The sequence below is a fragment of the Mycobacterium sp. IS-2888 genome (assembly GCF_001954215.1).
Lineage (GTDB): Bacteria > Actinomycetota > Actinomycetes > Mycobacteriales > Mycobacteriaceae > Mycobacterium.
The window spans coordinates 24,372-42,416 of record NZ_MBET01000097.1 but is presented as its reverse complement, the minus strand read 5'-3'; the positions used below and the strand labels follow the sequence as shown (position 1 = coordinate 42,416).

The following is an 18,045-nucleotide window of genomic DNA, read 5'->3' as shown; positions in this document are numbered from 1 at the left end:
CCTCAAGTGCCGCAGAACGTTTGGTAGGGGCCGAAATCCTCGGGTGCGGGGCTCGCGTAGCGCTCGAGGCCGGGTCGTTCCTCATAGGGGGCGCTGACCGCCCCCAGCAGTCGCTCGACCGGATCGAGATCGCCTTCCGTGGCCGCGGCCAGGGCCTCCTCGACCAGATGGTTGCGCGGAATGTAGATCGGGTTGACGCGATCCATCGACTCGGCGTTGGGACCCAGGCCTCGCCAGCGCGACATCCAGTCGTCGAAGCCGGCTTCGGATTCGGCGGTTCCTCGGGCCACCTTGCCGAGGCGGCGGAAGAACGAGGTGTAGTCGATGTCGTTGTCCTGCAGCAGGCCGAGCAATTCGTCGACCAACGACCTGACGACCTCGTCGGCGACCTCGGCCGGCAGACCGAGTTTGGCGCGCATACCCGATAGCCAGACCGCGTCATAGCGAACACGGAACGCGCCGAACGTCTTTTCCGCGAGCGCGACCGCCTCCTCGACGTCGTCGGAGAGCAACGGCAGCAGCGCCTCGGCGAACCGGGCCAGGTTCCACCCGGCGACCGCCGGCTGGTTGCCAAAGGCGTAGCGGCCCCAGCAATCGATGGAGCTGAAGACCGTCTCCGGGTTGTAGGCCTCCATGAACGCGCACGGCCCGTAGTCGATGGTTTCACCGGAGATCGTCATGTTGTCGGTGTTCATCACGCCGTGGATGAACCCGATCAGCATCCATTCGGCCATCAGCGATGCCTGGACCGCGACCACCGCCTCGAACAGCGCGAGGTACGGGCGCTCGGCCTGCGCCGCGCCGGGGTGGTGGCGGGCGATCGCATGGTCGGCCAGCCGTCGCAGCAGGCCGATGTCGCCGGTCGATGCGGCGTATTGGAAGCTGCCCACCCGCAGGTGACTGCCGGCGACGCGGACCAGCAGGGCGCCGGGCAGCAGCGTCTCACGCTGGACCGGGCGTCCGGTAGCCACGACGGCAAGGGATCGCGTGGTCGGCACGCCCAGGGCATGCATCGCCTCGCTGACGATGTATTCACGCAACATCGGCCCCACCGCGGCCAGGCCGTCACCACCGCGCGCGAACGGTGTGGGACCGGAACCTTTCAGGTGGATGTCGCGCACTTGCCCGTGGCCGTCGACGACCTCACCCAGGAGGAGAGCGCGGCCGTCGCCCAACCGCGGCTGGTAACCGCCGAACTGATGCCCTGCGTAGGCCTGGGCGACCGGAACTGCGCCTTCGGGGACCAGATTGCCCACCAGAAACCGCAGCCCGTCGGGACTGCGCAGCCAGGCGGCGTCGAGGCCGAGCTCCTCGGCCAGCGTCTCGTTGAGCACGAGCAGCCGCGTCTCGGGAGGCGTCTGGGCCTGCCAGCGGATGGCCATCTCCGGCAACTCGCGGGAGAATCGGTCGCCCAAGGCGACGGCCATTTCCGGTGTGACGCTCACGCCACCGAGACTACGGAAACTGCTGCCGGTCGCGACTAGCCGACGGCTTGTCGGATCAAATCGCGTGCCCGGTCCAGCATCGACGCGAACGGGCCGACGGCGAAATTCAGCTTCGCCGATTCCACGCCCGGATGCGGGCGGGTTGGCGCGATGGCCTCGGCCGCCCGCACCGCTGTTCCCATCCGCTTGAGCTCGTCGGCGTCGACCTCTCGCTTCAGCACCGGGAACTCCTCGTTCTCCTCGTGCTTCGCGTGGTCGAGCACGGCGTCGCGCAACTTGGTGAGCTCGTCGATGAACCGCTGCGAGGTGATGTCGAGCTTCTCGATCTGCGAGAGCGCCTCCTTGGCGTCGTGCTCTTCGGTCAACCGGGCGTCGACGATCGTGTCGCCGGCGCGCGCCTCGCGGCGAACCCGGGGGTGCACCACCATCTCCTCGGCTGTCTCGTGCACGGCCAGCAGCTGTCGCAACTCCACGAACGGCTTTTCGCGCGCCTGCGGGTCCGACGCGTGCAGCACTTCGTCGAACATGTCCTCGATGAGGTTGTGCTGCGCTTTGAGGAACGCCACGACTTCGTCGGGCGATTGAACAATCATGTCGGCCATCGCCGATACCTCCATTGGAGCAAGGGGAGCGCGGGCTTTGGGCTGTGCACCGCTTCGGCGGAAGATACCCCGCGGGGGAACACTCAAACGCCCCAGCTCCACCGCCCTTTTTGGGCATCGCTACGGTTTAGGGAATGTATGAAGAGGTCGACACCGACGCGGCGGACCCCGCCGACATAGGCTCGCGCATCGATCCGGTTCTGGCGCGCAGTTGGCTATTGGTCAACGGCGCGCATGCCGACCGGTTCGAGGCCGCGGCTCGCTCGCGCGCCGACATCGTCGTCCTCGACATCGAGGACGCGGTAGCGCCCAAGGACAAGGCCGCCGCCCGCGACAACGTCGTGCGTTGGCTCGGCGGCGACAACACCGACTGGGTTCGCATCAACGGCTTCGGTACCCCGTGGTGGGCCGACGATTTGGCCGCGCTGGCCCGCACCCGCGTCGGCGGGGTGATGCTGGCGATGGTCGAATCGGTGGACCACATCACCGAGACCGCGAAGCGGCTGCCCGACGTACCGATCGTCGCGCTGGTCGAAACGGCGCGCGGTCTCGAGCGCGTCACCGAAATCGCCGCGGCCAAGGGCACCTTCCGGCTCGCCTTCGGTATCGGTGATTTCCGGCGCGACACCGGGTTGGGAGAAGACCCGACCACGCTGGCTTACGCTCGGTCGCGCTTCACGATCGCCGCGAGGGCGGCCAACCTGCCAAGTGCCATCGACGGCCCGACAATTGGCTCCAACGCGCTCAAGCTCATCGAGGCCACGGCCGTCTCCGTCGAGTTCGGCATGACCGGCAAGATTTGCCTCTCGCCGGAGCAGTGTGCGGTGGTGAACGAGGGGCTGTCGCCCTCGCAAGACGAAATCGGCTGGGCCAAGGAGTTTTTCGCCGAGTTCGAACGTGACGGGGGAGAGATCCGCAATGGGTCCGACCTGCCGCGCATCGCCCGGGCCACCAAGATCCTCGAGTTGGCTCGCTCCTATGGCATCGAGGCATCGGACTTCGAGGACGAACCGGTCCACATGCCGGCGCCGTCGGACACGTATCACTACTGACGCAAGACGGAGGGCCCGATGAGTACCGTCGTGGACTTTCATTTCGACCCGATGTGTCCCTTCGCTTACCAGACGTCGCTATGGATCCGCGACGTCCGTGAGCAAGTGGGGATCACGATCAATTGGCGGTTCTTCAGCCTCGAGGAGATCAATCGCGAAGACGGCAAGAAGCATCCGTGGGAGCGTGATTGGTCCTACGGCTGGTCGCTGATGCGGATCGGGGCGCTGCTGCGTCGCACTGACATGTCGCTGCTGGACCGGTGGTACGCGGCGATCGGACGCGAACTGCACGCAGCAGGTGGCAAACCACACGACCCCGCGGTTGCGCGGCGCCTGCTGGGCGAGATCGGCGTCGATGCGGCGATGTTGGATGCGGCGCTGGACGACCCGACCACCCACGACGAGGTTCGCGCGGAGCATCAGCGGGTCGTCGACGCGGGCGGGTACGGCGTTCCGACGCTGTTCTTGTCCGGACAGTGCCTGTTCGGGCCGGTGTTGGTGGACCCGCCGACCGGGCCGGATTCGCTTCGGCTGTGGAGCGTGGTGACGGGCATGGCCGAGTTGCCGCATGTCTACGAACTTCAGCGGCCGAAGGCACCGGCCGACGTCGAACTCATCGGCCGGCGTCTACGTCCGTACCTCGATGGGCGCGATTGGGTGAGTATCAACCGCGGCGAAGTCATCGACCTCGAGCACCTCACCGGCCAAGGCTGAGGCTCTCGACTACGCGGCGTGCCGCGGCAGTGCGATGCCGATGCGGAATTCGAAGTCGTTGAACATCATCGTCGGGGCGCGCGGCGGGGCCGCTGACCGATAGGTCTTACCCGTTGGGGTCGTGAATTCGGCTGTGTGAGTGTGGGTTTCGTCGATGCTCGTGCTGACCCGCCACCCGGCGGCTTCCTTGGTGTAGTTGCAGCGCTCGCACAATCCGAGGCCGTTGTCCGCAGTGGTCGAGCCGTCCTGGGACCACGGACGCGCATGATCGCGATGTCGGATCGGCGCATCGCAATAGGGAGTGCGACAACGCTGATCCCGCAACTCGATGAAGGCGCCCAGCCCCCGCGGGAAAAGCCGCGCCCGTGATTCCATCGCCACCAGCGCGCCCGCCGGGGGACGGGCGTAGAGCCTGCGCAGCGTCGCCCGAGAGCGTCGGTCGCCGACGGCGGTGGAGATCATCGCGCGGGCGATCGCCGCCGGCACAGGGCCATACCCGCGGATATCGGCCGGCGCGTTACCACCGCCCAGCAGCGTTTCATCCGAGAGGACGACGTTGACCGCGACCGGAACGGGCACGGTCGCTTCGCGGCCCGTGACCCGTTCGACCAGCGTGTCGGCCATCACCTGTCCGCGTGACCGCCCGTCGCAGCGGGTGTCCGCCTCGCGACGCAGCGCCGCGTACACCGAAACTCCCTGGGCCACCGGCAACAACGCGGTCAGATAGGTCATGGTGTCGGGTGCCGGCCGAATGGTGACGGTGCGCTCGTTCTCGGCCTTGGCCGCCCGCTCGACAACGGCGTGCGGGTCCAGGCGGTAGGCGATCGCCTTGGCGGCCGCGGCCACCCGCGCGTCGCCCATCCCGTCCAGCCGGGCCGGGTCAGCGCACAACTCTGCATCCAGCGTGCGACGATCCTCGACGTCCAAGCAGGTGCTTTCCCGCACGATCAGGGTGGCCCGCCACTCGGAAAGCATCCCGCATTCCAGCGCCGCCAGTGTGTGCGGCATTTCGTGCACCAGCGCCTTGGCAAAGCCCAAATGCCGGCCGCCCCGGGCAGGGGCGTCGCGTCGTGCCAGTGCGATCTCGCTGGCCAGCCCGCGTCCACGTTGAGCCGCGGGCACCCCGGCGGCCGCCTCGGCCTCGCGGCGTGCCGTGTCCAGCGCGACCGCGGCGCGCGCCTGGCGCGCCGCCGCCGCGGATTTGGCTCTCTCCAGTTCGGCGATGTACGCGATCAACGCCGACTCGTCGGCCTCCGGATCGAGCGCCGCCAATGTATCGAACATACGTTCGAGAGTAGCAGCCGTCACCGACAGCGCTACTCTGACCGGGTGAGCGCCAGAAAGCGCATCCGGGTGGCGCGGGTATACGACGACGCCGGCGGTGATGACGGCCAGCGGGTCCTGGTCGATCGCATCTGGCCGCGCGGAGTCCGCAAGGACGACCCCCGGGTGGGAACCTGGTGCAAGGACGTCGCGCCGTCGAAAGAACTGCGTGAGTGGTACCAGCACAAGCCGGAACGGTTCGACGAATTCGCATCGCGCTACACGGCGGAACTGCGCGACAGCCCCGCGCTGCAGGAACTGCGCAAGCTGACCAAACGCGGCGCCGTCACCCTGGTCACCGCCACCCGGGACGTCGACATCAGCCAAGCGGCCGTCCTGGCCAAGCTCCTGAAAAGCCGCTGAGACGGTCGCGCGATGCGGCTGGGATTGCACGCGCTGGGAATCGGCACCGGCGCCGACCGCGCCGTGATCGATGCCGTCGCCTCGGCCGCCGACAGGTGCGGGTTCGCCAATTTGTGGGCCGGCGAGCACGTCGTCATGGTGGACTCCTCGGAGTCACGCTATCCGTATTCCGAGGACGGTGTCATCGGCGTTCCGGCACAAGCGGATTGGCTCGACCCAATGATCGCACTGAGTTTCGCCGCGGCCGCCTCATCGCGGATCGGCGTCGCGACGGGCGTGTTGCTGCTGCCCGAACACAATCCGGTCGTGGTGGCCAAACAGGCCGCGAGCCTGGACCGGTTGAGCGGCGGGCGACTGACACTGGGGGTAGGAGTCGGATGGTCCAGGGAGGAATTCGCCGCGCTCCGAGTGCCTTTCGAACATCGCGCGGCCCGCACGGCCGAATACGTCGCCGCCATGCGCACGTTGTGGCGCGACGATGTTGCCTCGTTCGACGGGACCTTCGTCGGCTTCGATTCGATTCGGGTCAACCCCAAGCCGATCCGCGATCGCCGTATCCCGATCGTGGTCGGCGGCAACAGCGATGCGGCGCTGCGGCGCGTCGCGGCATGGGCGGACGGCTGGTACGGCTTCAACCTCGACGGCGTCGAGGCGGTGCGCGAGCGGATCGGAAAGCTGCGGCGGCTGTGCGCCGAGGCCGGTCGTGACCGCTCCGAGCTGAGGCTGGCCGTCGCGTTGAGTGAGCCCCGCGTTCGCGATATCGATGCCCTCGTGGAGTTGGGCGTCGACGAGTTGGTACTGGTAGAAGCGCCACCCGGCCGTCCCGGGGTGGCCGCCGACTGGGTTTCGGCGCTGGCCGACCGATGGATGGGTAGGCTTCCCGGTTGACATGACTGAAGCCGAACCCATCCTGCGGCGGGAGCTGACCGATATCGCCGACGAGGTGCGCGCCGTCCCGCCGCCCCCACTACCGGAATTGCCAGCGCCATACGGTTTGCGCCTAGCCGACCCGGACGCCGACGCCGAGATGATCTCCGAGTGGATGAACCTGCCGCACCTGGCCGAGTCGTGGGAGTACGCCTGGCCGCCGGAGCGCTGGCATCGCTATCTGCGTGCGCAACTCGACAGCGGGTTTTCTCGCCCGTTCGTCGCCAGTCATGATGGGGCGGACCGCGGATACGTCGAACTATACCGGGCGGCAAAGGATTCCATCGCCACCCGATACGAGTACGACCCCTACGATCTAGGCCTGCACGTCGCGGTCGCCGATTTGGACTACCTACAACAGGGACATGTGAGCTTTTTGCTGCCGCACCTGCTGGCGAGCATGCTCAACCTCGACCCGCGATGCCGCCGGGTGATGTTCGATCCGGATCACCGTAATGTCTTGGCGCGCAAGTTTTGTGAGCGTGGCGGTTGCGTGTTTTTGGGCGAACACGATATGTCCAACCGGAGGATGGCCCTGTACGCGTTGGTCCGCACACCCGAGGATGTCCCCCGGCCGCGAGAGGCGTAATCAGTAGTCGTGCTGAGCCAGCGTGATGTCACCGAGCCGCTGGGTCTCGTCCAGCGACAGTGCGGCCGGAACCATCTCACTGGTCACCAGCCCGTGGCGGCTCGTCACCTCGTCGACAATATCGAAGCTGCGCGCGATCGATCGCGGCGTGTCGACGATGATCGTGGTCACCGGAACCCGCCGCGCCAGCTGGAATAGCTTGTCCCCGTGGGGTTTATGGTCCCCATGGAATCCCCAGATACCGCGCAGCACCGTCGCCCCTCGAGCCGTTTCCGAATGCAGCAGTCGCTGCACCAGCGCCCGGTGGATCGGCAGCCCATCCTGGATGGTTCCCTCGGCCGTGTACACCATCAGCTTCTGCCACAGGGTGCGTCCCTGGTCATCGGTCGCCGGCAGCTCCTGGGGCCGCGCGAACAGCTCACCGTCGCGTTTGCACAGCCGCACCCGCTCGACGGTCAATATCGGGTTGGGCGTCGCGGCGGCCAGTTCGATTGCGGCGGCAGCGACCTGCGCCGTCGACCCGATAGCGATGATCATCACCGGAACGTTGACGTTGCGCCCGAAGAAGTGAGCCCGGTAGCGCTCGCCGTGCGCCGTCCCGTCGACACCGAGAAGCACGATCGCACCGGCAAATCCGTGCCGGTACAGGAGGTCGCATATCGCGTGGTGCGCCCGTCTGCCGGCGACGCGTTCTTGACGGCCCACGTACACGGTGAGTTTCGCCGCATCCCCGTTGTGGGCTGCCTCAGTGACTTGCAAGTCCGCAAGACCATCGGTGCCCAGCTGCGGCGTCACCAGGCGCGCGCGTTCCAGGGTCACCAGCCCACGGCCGGTCATCGCGCCGACGTCGTCGACCAGGGAACGGATCTTCGATTCGACGTCGACCGCGGCGACCGCCACTGCCGGATCCTCCGACAGACTCAGCGACACGTCGCTGCGCAGCTCGCGGCTCGGCCCGAAACTGGCGATACCGCGCAACATCACACTCGTCGCAACGTCGGTGGTGCCGAACAGGTCCAGCATCTCGTCGGCCAGAAACCGCCCGCCGGCGCCGACGGCGCGTTGGCGCTCGCCGAAGTACGCGGTCAACTTCAGGCAGGGCTGGTTCATATGTGATCCGCAATCCACTGTCCGAGCAGCGCCGCGGCCATGCCCAGCACGACGCTGACGACGACGTTGGCCACCGCCGCCCACGTCTGGCGCTCCTCGCCGAGCCGCTGCGTTTCCAGCATCCACGTGGAGAAGGTCGTGTAGGCGCCGACGAACGCCGTGTCGACCAGCAGGGCCGCATCCCTGTTCAGCGCCAGCCCGCCGAGCAACCCGAGTAGCGCGGCACCGCTGACGTTGACCGCGAGCGTGCCGAACGGAAACGGCTGCGCCACACGCCGAGCCACCGCGCGATCGACCAGAAAACGAAGCACCGAGCCGAAGCCGCCGACGACCACGACGCCGGCCCACACCAACGCCGTCGTCGCCGCGCCGCTCATCCGCGCACCCGAACCCGGCGAACCAACACGGTGGCCAGGTGCACCGCCAGCAGGCCCAACACGATGCTGGTGACGGTGTAGCCGACGGCCAGGCCCCAATGGCCGTGTTCGATCATCTTCAGCGTTTCGACCTGCATCGTGGAGAACGTGGTCAAGCCGCCACACAATCCGGTGCCGAGCAGGGGACGCCGGTAACTCGACAGCGGCAACCGCTCTAGCAGCCGGGTCGTGAAATAACCGACCAGAAAGGCGCCGACGATATTGACCGCGAAGGTGGGCCATGGCCAGCTTGCGGGATCGTCGACCGTGAGAGTGCTCAGTGCCGCGCGGGCCAGGGCGCCCAGCGCGCCGCCGGCGAAAACCGCGGCCAACTCGCGATAGTCACGACCAGGCACCTAAGCAGCCTAGGCAGGACATCGGCAGAATTGGTACATGGCTCACCCGCGCGCCGGCCAGCCGGCCCGACCCGAAGACCTCGTCGATCTGCCTCACCTGGTGACGTCGTACTACGCGATCGAACCCGATCCCGACGACGTCGCTCAGCAGGTGGCGTTCGGCACGTCGGGTCACCGCGGCTCCTCGTTGAACGGGGCCTTCAACGAGGCCCACATTTTGGCGATCACCCAGGCCATCGTCGAGTACCGCGCGGCGCAGGGGACCACCGGGCCGCTGTTCATCGGCCGTGACACACATGGCCTCTCGGAGCCGGCCTGGGTGTCGGCGCTCGAGGTGCTCGCGGCCAATGACGTCTTTGCCATGATCGACGCGGCCGACCGGTACACGCCCACGCCGGCGGTCAGCCACGCGATCCTGACCTACAACCGCGGCCGCACCGACGCGCTGGCCGACGGGATCGTGGTGACGCCGTCGCATAACCCGCCGTCCGACGGAGGCTTCAAGTACAACCCGCCCAACGGGGGACCGGCCGACACTGACATGACCAACGCAATAGCCAAGCGCGCCAACGAGATTCTGCGCTCTGGAGCGGGCGTCAAGCGCGTGCCGCTGGCCCGGGCGCTGCCGACCGCCCAGCGCTACGACTATTTGGCCAGCTATGTCGAGGACCTGCCCAACGTGGTCAACATGGATGCGATCCGTGCGGCCGGGGTGCGGATCGGCGCCGACCCGCTCGGCGGGGCGAGCGTGGATTACTGGGGTGCAATAGCCGAGCGGCACAGGCTCGAGCTGACGGTGGTCAACCCGTTGGTCGACGCGACGTGGCGGTTCATGACGCTCGACCACGACGGCAAGATCCGGATGGACTGCAGCTCTCCGGATGCTATGGCCTCGCTGATCGCGAACCGGGACCGCTATCAGATCGCGACCGGCAACGACGCTGACTCCGACCGCCACGGCATCGTCACGCCCGACGCGGGGTTGCTGAATCCGAATCACTACCTCGCGGTCGCGATCGACTACCTCTATACCCATCGGCCGGCCTGGCCGGAGGGCATCGCGGTCGGCAAGACCGTGGTCAGCTCGTCGATCATCGACCGTGTGGTCGCCGGCCTCGGCCGCAAGCTCGTCGAGGTGCCGGTTGGGTTCAAGTGGTTCGTTGACGGCCTGATCGGCGGCACGATCGGCTTCGGCGGCGAGGAGTCGGCGGGGGCGTCGTTCCTGCGCCGCGACGGAACGGTGTGGACCACCGACAAGGACGGCATCATCCTGGCGCTGCTGGCTTCCGAGATCCTGGCCGTCACCGGCTCGAGTCCCTCCCAGCGCTACGACGAGCTGACCGCCGAGTACGGGACGCCGTCCTACGCGCGCATCGACGCGCCCGCCGACCGCGACCAGAAGGCCCGGCTGGCCAAGCTGTCGCCCGATGAGGTGACCGCGACCGAACTGGCCGGTGAGCCGATCACCGCCAAGCTCACCGCCGCGCCCGGCAACGGCGCGCCGCTGGGTGGGCTGAAGGTGACGACGGCCAACGCGTGGTTTGCCGCGCGGCCGTCGGGCACCGAGGACGTCTACAAGATCTACGCGGAATCCTTCAACGGCCCCGAGCATCTTGCCGAGGTGCAAAAGACCGCCCGCGAGGTGGTGAACCAGGTCATTGGGTAGGTGCCTGACCTGCGACTTTGAACGCATGTTCCCAGTGGTGTAGCTTCGATGGGCACAACTTCTCGGGGCTATGGCGCAGCTGGTAGCGCACCACACTGGCAGTGTGGGGGTCAGGGGTTCGAGTCCCCTTAGCTCCACCAATGTGACGTCGCGAGACATTAGTTCCATCAAGCCGCGAGGATCGCTTTGGCCACTTCGTCGGGGTGGGTCAGCATTCCATTGTGCGTCCCCGGAACGACGAGGGGTTGTACACCGAGCCGGGCCGCAAATTCTGGCCCCGGTTGTGGCAGCGCGCAATCGCTGTCGCTGGCGACATAGGCGGTGGGAAGACCGAGACTCGCCGCGTCGATGTCGAGACCGCCAAGGAAGTAACCGCCGGGCTGCGGCGTCATTAGATCGGCCACCAACCGCTGCAGCTCTGGGGCAACGCCTTGCATTAACAGCTGCTCGACGTATTCCAGGCTCGGTGCAATGGCGCCGAAAGGCGATCCGTCGATCAACCGCAGCATCAACTCGCGTGTGTGTGGTGTCTCATCGACAAGGGATCTGCCGCGAACCGGCACAAAAGCGTTGTAGTAGACGATCTTGGTGACCTGGCCGACGAGTAGGTGAGCGGCACCCGTGGCGGGATAGCCTCCCCAGCTGTGCGCGACGAGGATCACGTTGTCCAGTTCGCGCCGGCGCACCTCGTTGACGACGTAATGGACTGCGTCCCTGAGTCTGTAGCCCGACGGATCATCGCCGTCGCCCAGACCAGGCAGCGTCAAGGTGATCGCATGATGGTTCGCCGCGCGAAGCCGCCGGGCAACCGGACGCCAGCACCAGGCGCCATGCCAGGCGCCCGGAATCAGCACATACGTCGACCCCTGCATCGCTTTGGCCGGGGAAGGAGCCTGTTGGTCCAATGGCGTTGTCTCCAAGATATTCATCTACCGTCCTTTAGTTGACAAAAAATACGGACGTGCCCACCGGCAGGGCGTGGGCCATCATCGGGCGGCAACGGCTGCCCGCAAAACGACTGCCGTTTAGTCGAATTCAGACACGGCAACTCGTCGTTTCAGGTTTGATTTCGTCGGCTAGCGCTGGGGTTACCAGAACATCACGACGGCGGCTGCCACCAGCAACACCGTCACGATGCCGTGAAGGGCAAGTTGTCGCAGAACGCCGCCTTGGACAAGAGGGTCCCCTTCGGTCGACTGCGAATAATCCGGCACCACATATTGATTGCGCTTTGCGCTGAATTCCATTCTCGGGCTTCGCTTTGCCGTGATGCTTTGTTCATCGATCGGGTCGGTCGCGTGAAGCCGCTGGCCCGAAGTCGTTTTGCACACAGTGTCGGGAAGCCTTGTCAGACATCGGGAGGTCGCCGAAAATAGCTGCCCACGACATGATGCTCAGAAAGACCAGCTGTATCGCGATCAAGCTGTGAGCGCATAGTTGTCGTACGGTGCCCGCCAGGGACGGCCGCGGTGGGTAATGCTCAGGAAATCGCGTCATGGTATGCCTTTCGGTGTCAGGAATCGGAAGGATGTTTGCGTACCGAAATCACTTCAGTGAGTAGCGAATTGGCAGGTGTTTGAGGCCACCGACAAACGTTGTCGCGGATAATTCGGGCTTGCCCGCGAGCTCGATCGATCCCAGCCGAGGGAGCAGTTCTCGGTAGAGACTGCTGATCTCCATCCGCGCCAGCCCGGCGCCGAGGCAGAAGTGCACGCCATACCCGAAGGCCAGATGCTTGTTGGGATCGCGGCCGACATCGAAGCGGAACGGATCGTCGAAGACCTCCTCGTCACGGTTTCCGGACACATACGCCAGATACACCGACTCGCCTTCGGCGATGTCGACCCCTCGAACAGTGGTGTCGGCAGTTGCGGTGCGCATGAATTCCTTGACCGGCGTCGTCCACCGGATCATCTCCTCGGCAGCCGTCGGCATCAGAGTGAGCTCCTGCTTCAATCGCCGTAATTCACTGGGGTTTTCGATGAGCGCACGCATTCCACCAGAGATGGCGTCCTTGGTGGTGTCGTGGCCGGCACTAGCGATGGCCACGTAGTAGGACGCGGTGTCCATGTCCGAGAGCGGTTGGCCGTCGATGCGCCCGTTGGCGATGGCCGAGGCGAGGTCTTCGGTGGGTTTTCGACGGCGTGACGCGGTCAGCGTGGCGAAGTAGTTGAGGAAGTCTTGCACCACCGCGATCCAGGCCTCGGGTTCTTGGCCGCGCTGGTGTTCGGCGTCATCGCGGCCGAACATCTCCTGGGTAAGCGTGCGCATCCGAGGGAAGTCCGATTCAGGAAGGCCGAGCAAGGACAGGATGACGTAAAGCGGGAAGTCGGCGGCGATGTCGGTGACGAAATCGCACTCAGGTCCGATCTCGCGCATTTTGTCGACATAGCGCTTGGCCAGCTGGTCGACTCGCGCCTTCAGGTCGCGCATGGCCTTGGGGCGAAACCAGTCCGCTCCGATCGCACGCACCTTGCGGTGGTGTGGGTCATCCATGTCGACCAGGGTGCGGATGCCGGTCCCGGCTTCCCGCTGTGCCATGAGCAGATCGTCGGCATCGGCGCGCGTGAGCATCGGCCGGGGCGCGCTGATGAACAGGTCATTATCGCGCTCGATCGCCATGATGTCCGCGTGCTTGGTGATCGCCCAGAACGGCCGATACGGCGGATGGTCCACCCACGCAACGGGATTGTGTGCCCGCAGTTGCCGTAGCGCCGTGTGCAGCCGTTCGTCGTCGGCGTACGCCGACGGGTCGGCCAGAACTTCGGCGGCATTATCGACTGCGGGTGTATTCATTGAGTTCCTTACTCTGCAGTTTCCGGGAGTCTGATCGGCGCGAGGCGGCCGAGGATCTCGTCGCGCCGTGCCTCGAACTGCTCGGGCAGCTGGAATCGTTTGCCCAGTTCCTGCGGCGATTCGTCGCAGTCCCAGCCGCCCTCGTTGTGTGTCACGGCCAGTTCGAATAGGGCGCCGCCGGGCGAGCGGACGTAGACCGACTTGAAGTACTTGCGGTCGCGCACTTCGGACATGTCCGTATAGCCCGCGCCCTCGATCTCGAATTTCAGGTTGTCCTGATTCTCGAGAGTGTCTGCGTTCCAGGCGAAGTGGTGGATGGTTCCGGCACCGTAGGTCCACGTCCCGGGCTCGTCCGCGCGATTGACGACAAGCTCGACCGCGCCGCCGAGCCCGGACTTGCCGGCTCGCAACGCAAACCGGCTGCCTTCCGTCGGGCCTTCGTGTGCACCGAGGTGATTGGCGGCGAACTCGACAGCGGTGTCGGGCCCCGTCACGTGGACACCGACACCGTAAATGCCGTGGATGGCGTACTCCTCGGGCACCCCGCTGCCGCTGTAACCACGCCGAGGGTCGTTGTCGACCTCGACCAGTTGGTACTCGATGCCGCACGGATGCCGGAACAGCACGCGACGTCGATCGAACACGGTCGCGTCCTGGACGTCCGCGGCCCGCTCGTGCAACCGAGAGGACCAATAGTTCAGCGAACCCGCCGGAACGGCAAGCAATACCTCACGCGCCTGGTTGGTGCCGCGCCGGCCGTAGATTCCGGCCTGGCCAAAGGGAAAGGTGGTGAGCACCGCGCTCGGGTCGCCGTCGGCGTTGCTGTAGTACAGGTGGTAGATCGGGAGCGTCCCGTCGAACAGCACCGTGCGTTTGATCAGCCGCAGCCCGAGTACCTTGACGTGGAAGTCAACGTCTTCTTGGGCTCCGTTCACCGACATGGTGATGTGGTGACTGTCGATGATGTACGGCATTCGAGTTCGCCTTTTAGCCGACGCTGGGAAGTGGGATGGCGGTGAACACCGCGTCGGGATCGTAGTGATTTTTGGCGGCGACGAGCCGTGTGGCGTTGTCGCCGTATGCGTTTGCGATTTGATCGTGGTCGTCGGGCCCGAGCAGATTGGCGTATCCGCCTGGAAGCGCGTGCGGCGCAAGCGCGTCCGACAACGCTTCTGCCCAGGCGCGGTGAGCGGCGCCGTCTCCGGCCTCCCAGCACGCGACGATCTCGACGACGAAATGCGGGCGGCGGTTTGCGAACGCGGTCTGGTCCGGGGCTACGCGAGTCGATGCGCCGTGACAATGGTGGATGGAGACGAGGCTGCGCGGCGAGGTCAGTGTCCGTGCGGCCTCCACCAGCGCATCGATGACTTCGGGCGTGTACCCCGCGACCGTGCGGGTGCGAACCGCCCAGCACAGTCCACGGACACACCCCACGTCGAAAAGGCGCAGTATTTCACCGTAAGCGACGGGCGCGACTTGTGTGATCAGTGGCGTTCCGAGCGTTGCGAGCAGATCGACGGCCGCTAGGCCGCAACGAATATCGCCGCTCCACGCCGGCTGCAGATAAACCGTCAGGTTGCCGTCCGGGCCGGGCAGCAGTCCACTCTGGACGGTCAGCGCGTCGGGCGCCGTCGACAACAGGTCACGCAGCCCACGCCATACCGTCGCGGCCTGCGACCACGGAAACATGATCATCCCGCCGATCAACCGGTCCACCGGATGCAACCGCACCCGCATCGAGGTGACCACGCCGAAGTTGCCGCCACCACCGCGCAGTGCCCAGAACAGCTCTGGCTCGTGAGTCGCGTCGGCTGTGACGATTCGGCCATCCGCCAGGACCACCTCGGCGCCGACCAGGTTGTCCGAGGCAAGGCCGAACCGCCCGTTGAGCGGTCCGTAGCCCCCGCCGAGCGTCAGGCCGGTCATGCCGACAGCACCGCAGTTGCCGGTGGCGGCAACGAGCCCGTACGGCGCGACCGCGTCGATCAACTCGGCCGCTGTGGCGCCCCCACCCACCGTTGCGATCCGCGCCTCGGTATCGACGGTGACACTTCGCATCCCGGACATGTCGATCACCAGACCGCCGTCGTACGCAGCGCGACCGGCCCAGTCGTGGCCGCCGCCGAGCACCGAGAGCCGCATCCCACGGTCACGCGCCACACGGATTGCTTCCTGTACGTCGCACGGTGACTCGGCCCGCATGATCAGTGCTGGACGATGCTGCACCGCCGCATTCCAAATCAACGGCGCACCGTCGGGCACACGCAGCTGGGTGGCGTTGATCCGGCTAGCCAGGTCGTTGGCTGCGGCGGCTATCAGATCGGTTGTACTCATTTGTCTCCTATCGGGACCGGGATGAATGTTGTTGCCAACAAAGGCTTTTCCCCACCGCGCGGCATGACTCGCACACGAGCGCCAGCTGCGCCGGCAATACTCCCGCGCCAGTCGTGGCGGCATTTGCTCCCTTCACACGTGTGACGCTAAGAAGCGACGGGGCCAACGGCGAGTCCGCGCCCACTGATTGGGCGTTTCTCGCTGATCACTGCGCGCCGCGTATCCACCAGCATCGTCACCGGCCGTGGTGGCCTTGGGTTCTAAGCTCTTCGAGCCGGGTTAGCGCGATGACCGGGATTGACAGCGACGTTCGACTCTGATGGCGGTGTACCGGTGCAATTTGTTTTTGTTGACGATCTCCCAAAGCCGCGCGTGGTCGGCTCCATCAGGTGTGATTCTGTATGCGCTCACCACGAATTGTTTTGAACCGACGTTGATTTCGCACTCCAACCGGTCGCGATACGAGTCGCAGTCCTTCACGTAGGTCAGTGCATTGCCGCGGGGTGGCATCCGTCCGTTGATATTCCGATAGACGGTGTCATGAAGGCGCATCAGGGGCAGCAGCACCAGTTGTTCCACCGGAGTCATGTTGTGCATGGGGCCAGCCGCAGTACTTGCACCTGCGCGATTCGCCCTGTTCGTGGCTGTCACGCACATGACGCTAAGAAGCAGCGGGACCGGCGGCCACTCCGTGCCCACTAAGCGGGTATCTCTCGCTGATCACCAATTCACGGTGTGTGCAGGAGCCCTGCGATACGGGCACCGGTGGCCCTGGTCGCGGCGAGCAGTCCGAGCGGCGGCCGTGGTCCCGCGACGATCGTCGACAGGGCTGCCACAGCGCCGTTGCGAAGCGGAATCGCTACCGCGACACAGCTCATATCCGCTCTCAACTCGCCCGCGTCCACGATCGGTGCGGTATAGCCCAATTCGGTGTGGGCCCGCGCAGCCGCGCATCTGGGCGGTACGGGGGCGCCGGGCTGAACGACCACTCCGGACGGAACCCGAGCGTCGACCGCGTCCAAGTACACCAGCTCACCGCCGATCATCGCGGACAACTGCACTGCGGCACCGGTGGCGGTTGCGAGTTCGGCGATCGGTCGACGGGCGACCGCACGCAATCGCCGCTCCGAGCTCACTCGCGCGCCCAGCGCCAGCAGGCTCGCGCCGAGCCGATAGCGGCTACCTTCGCGACTGACCGCCCCTACCGCGATTAATTGCTGCAGCATTCGACGGACCGTCTCCCGGGGGATTCCGCTCACATTCGCCAAGTCGAGCAGCCGCACTGGTTCCATTGCACCCACGTGATCTAGCAGCTCAAATGCGCTCCTGATGACCCCGCGACCGTCATTGTGAAAGGAGCCGCCCGTCGCGTCCGCGCGCCTACCGCTGGCCACACGATCGGTCAATCGATCCAACTCGGATTGGTCCACCATCGACCCCTTTATGCTCTGATGCCCACACAAATGTCACGACATCTCAGGGTCTAACGCACAAACACAGCAAACTATGCCGAATATCGAGAATGAACAACTTTCGTTCACCGATGAAAGGCTCACGGGCATGGGCGCGGACTGATCCGCCATTGAGAGTGTCAGCCAGCCCTGTGCGCCAGGAGGAGGCCGGCAGCTTCGTCCGGCTTTGTCTCGTCACGGTCGCGCGGTGGAAGAAGGAGGCTGACGATCCGGGTGCCGGTGGCCCTGGTGGCAGCCAACACTCCGAGCGGCGGTCGCGGTCCCGGGACAAGCACCGACACCACCGCCGCCGCGCCGTTGCCCAGCGGAATCGCTACCGCGACACAACTCAGGTCCGCTATCACTCCGCCGGGGTCCACAATCGGTGCGGTGCCGCCCATTTCGGTGTGGGCGCGAGCGGCCGCAGTTCTCGGCGGTACCCGAGCTCCGGGTTCGGCTGTGAATCCCACCGGTACCCGAGCGTCCACCGCGTCCAGGTACACCAGGTCACTGCCGATCGTCGCGGACAAGTGGACTGCGGCACCGGTGGCGGTTGCGAGTTCGGCGATCGGTCGCCGGGCGGCCGCCCGCAGTCGTCGCTCCGAGCCGACTCGCGCACCCAGTTCCAGCAGGCTCGCGCCGAGCCGATAGCGGGTACCTTCGCGACTGACCGCCCCGACTGCGATTAGCTGCTGGAGCATTCGACGCACGGTCTCCCGGGGGATCCCGCTCGCATTCGCTAAATCGACGAGCCGCACCGGTTCCAACGCACCCACGTGCCCCAGCAGCTCAAATGCGCTCTGGATGACCCCGCGACCATCGTCGTGAAACGGGCCGTGCATCGCGCCCGCACATTGAGCGCTGGCCACACGACCGGACATGTGATCCAACTCAGACTGGC

The 18,045-nt window shown here is 65.9% G+C and carries 19 protein-coding genes, 1 tRNA gene and 1 pseudogene; 7 read left to right on the top strand and 14 right to left on the bottom strand.

Translation table 11 applies throughout. The annotated features are described in order from the left end of the window. Positions 1 to 2: 2 nt before the first annotated feature. Both A5745_RS18750 and A5745_RS18745 read right to left on the bottom strand, forming a co-directional pair. Positions 3 to 1,445, bottom strand: a complete 1,443-nt coding sequence (locus tag A5745_RS18750) for a YdiU family protein (RefSeq protein ID WP_076118000.1) — start codon at positions 1,443 to 1,445, stop codon at positions 3 to 5. Positions 1,446 to 1,480: 35 nt separating this feature from the next. Beyond that, positions 1,481 to 2,047 (bottom strand): hemerythrin domain-containing protein, encoded by a 567-nt coding sequence (locus tag A5745_RS18745; protein ID WP_076118026.1) that lies wholly within the window; start codon positions 2,045 to 2,047, stop codon positions 1,481 to 1,483. A 134-nt stretch (positions 2,048 to 2,181) separates the two neighbouring features. On the opposite strand from A5745_RS18745, the gene A5745_RS18740 reads away from it, so the two are divergent. Both A5745_RS18740 and A5745_RS18735 read left to right on the top strand, forming a co-directional pair. Further along, positions 2,182 to 3,099 carry a CoA ester lyase gene (locus A5745_RS18740; RefSeq protein ID WP_076060762.1) on the top strand — a complete coding sequence of 306 codons (918 nt, stop codon included), beginning with the start codon at positions 2,182 to 2,184 and terminating at the stop codon, positions 3,097 to 3,099. 18 nt (positions 3,100 to 3,117) lie between these two features. Next, complete coding sequence (locus A5745_RS18735; protein ID WP_076060764.1) at positions 3,118 to 3,813, top strand: DsbA family protein; 696 nt, start codon at positions 3,118 to 3,120, stop codon at positions 3,811 to 3,813. 9 nt (positions 3,814 to 3,822) lie between these two features. Here A5745_RS18735 and A5745_RS18730 read toward each other — a convergent pair whose 3' ends face one another. Further along, a complete protein-coding gene (locus tag A5745_RS18730) occupies positions 3,823 to 5,097 on the bottom strand; it encodes a DUF222 domain-containing protein (protein ID WP_076117997.1) in 1,275 nt (424 codons plus the stop codon). A 45-nt stretch (positions 5,098 to 5,142) separates the two neighbouring features. Between A5745_RS18730 and A5745_RS18725 the strand changes: the two genes are divergently transcribed. From A5745_RS18725 to A5745_RS18715, 3 genes are read left to right on the top strand one after another with little or no spacing between them, the layout of a single operon-like run. After that, positions 5,143 to 5,499 (top strand): DUF488 domain-containing protein, encoded by a 357-nt coding sequence (locus A5745_RS18725; protein WP_076117994.1) that lies wholly within the window; start codon positions 5,143 to 5,145, stop codon positions 5,497 to 5,499. Positions 5,500 to 5,511: 12 nt separating this feature from the next. Next, positions 5,512 to 6,387 carry an LLM class F420-dependent oxidoreductase gene (locus A5745_RS18720; protein WP_076117992.1) on the top strand — a complete coding sequence of 292 codons (876 nt, stop codon included), beginning with the start codon at positions 5,512 to 5,514 and terminating at the stop codon, positions 6,385 to 6,387. A gap of 1 nt (position 6,388) precedes the next feature. Continuing rightward, positions 6,389 to 7,015: a GNAT family N-acetyltransferase gene (locus A5745_RS18715; RefSeq protein ID WP_076117990.1), complete on the top strand. Its 627-nt coding sequence runs from the start codon at positions 6,389 to 6,391 to the stop codon at positions 7,013 to 7,015. Here the strand turns inward: A5745_RS18715 and A5745_RS18710 are convergent, their stop codons facing one another. From A5745_RS18710 to crcB (A5745_RS18700), 3 genes are read right to left on the bottom strand one after another with little or no spacing between them, the layout of a single operon-like run. Further along, on the bottom strand, positions 7,016 to 8,125 hold the full coding sequence (locus tag A5745_RS18710; protein ID WP_076117987.1) for a DUF190 domain-containing protein: 1,110 nt from the start codon (positions 8,123 to 8,125) through the stop codon (positions 7,016 to 7,018). Then, on the bottom strand, positions 8,122 to 8,502 hold the full coding sequence (gene crcB, locus A5745_RS18705; RefSeq protein WP_076117985.1) for a fluoride efflux transporter CrcB: 381 nt from the start codon (positions 8,500 to 8,502) through the stop codon (positions 8,122 to 8,124). Before crcB (A5745_RS18705) ends, A5745_RS18710 begins: the two co-directional genes overlap by 4 nt. Then, positions 8,499 to 8,897 (bottom strand): fluoride efflux transporter CrcB, encoded by a 399-nt coding sequence (crcB, locus tag A5745_RS18700; protein ID WP_076117983.1) that lies wholly within the window; start codon positions 8,895 to 8,897, stop codon positions 8,499 to 8,501. The genes crcB (A5745_RS18705) and crcB (A5745_RS18700) overlap by 4 nt, the downstream gene beginning before the upstream one ends. Before the next feature lie 37 nt (positions 8,898 to 8,934). Between crcB (A5745_RS18700) and pgm the strand changes: the two genes are divergently transcribed. Continuing rightward, positions 8,935 to 10,563, top strand: a complete 1,629-nt coding sequence (gene pgm, locus A5745_RS18695) for a phosphoglucomutase (alpha-D-glucose-1,6-bisphosphate-dependent) (RefSeq protein ID WP_076117981.1) — start codon at positions 8,935 to 8,937, stop codon at positions 10,561 to 10,563. Positions 10,564 to 10,627: 64 nt separating this feature from the next. Further along, a tRNA-Ala gene (locus A5745_RS18690) sits at positions 10,628 to 10,703 on the top strand. A gap of 27 nt (positions 10,704 to 10,730) precedes the next feature. Here the strand turns inward: A5745_RS18690 and A5745_RS18685 are convergent. The 8 genes and pseudogenes from A5745_RS18685 to A5745_RS18655 form a co-directional block, all read right to left on the bottom strand. Beyond that, positions 10,731 to 11,492, bottom strand: coding sequence for an alpha/beta fold hydrolase (locus tag A5745_RS18685; protein ID WP_254848617.1), 762 nt, complete (start codon positions 11,490 to 11,492; stop codon positions 10,731 to 10,733). Positions 11,493 to 11,651: 159 nt separating this feature from the next. Continuing rightward, on the bottom strand, positions 11,652 to 11,810 hold the full coding sequence (locus tag A5745_RS24800; protein ID WP_170874468.1) for a hypothetical protein: 159 nt from the start codon (positions 11,808 to 11,810) through the stop codon (positions 11,652 to 11,654). Positions 11,811 to 12,108: 298 nt separating this feature from the next. Further along, positions 12,109 to 13,359, bottom strand: a complete 1,251-nt coding sequence (locus tag A5745_RS18680; protein ID WP_076117979.1) for a cytochrome P450 — start codon at positions 13,357 to 13,359, stop codon at positions 12,109 to 12,111. A gap of 8 nt (positions 13,360 to 13,367) precedes the next feature. Next, positions 13,368 to 14,333, bottom strand: a complete 966-nt coding sequence (locus A5745_RS18675) for a VOC family protein (RefSeq protein WP_076117977.1) — start codon at positions 14,331 to 14,333, stop codon at positions 13,368 to 13,370. A gap of 13 nt (positions 14,334 to 14,346) precedes the next feature. Next, on the bottom strand, positions 14,347 to 15,693 hold the full coding sequence (locus A5745_RS18670) for an FAD-binding oxidoreductase (RefSeq protein ID WP_076117975.1): 1,347 nt from the start codon (positions 15,691 to 15,693) through the stop codon (positions 14,347 to 14,349). A gap of 235 nt (positions 15,694 to 15,928) precedes the next feature. Continuing rightward, positions 15,929 to 16,281: pseudogene (locus A5745_RS18665) on the bottom strand (nitroreductase/quinone reductase family protein). A 140-nt stretch (positions 16,282 to 16,421) separates the two neighbouring features. Continuing rightward, on the bottom strand, positions 16,422 to 17,126 hold the full coding sequence (locus tag A5745_RS18660) for a helix-turn-helix domain-containing protein (protein WP_083662983.1): 705 nt from the start codon (positions 17,124 to 17,126) through the stop codon (positions 16,422 to 16,424). 158 nt (positions 17,127 to 17,284) lie between these two features. Continuing rightward, complete coding sequence (locus A5745_RS18655; protein ID WP_076117971.1) at positions 17,285 to 17,986, bottom strand: helix-turn-helix domain-containing protein; 702 nt, start codon at positions 17,984 to 17,986, stop codon at positions 17,285 to 17,287. Between the last annotated feature and the right edge of the window lie 59 nt (positions 17,987 to 18,045).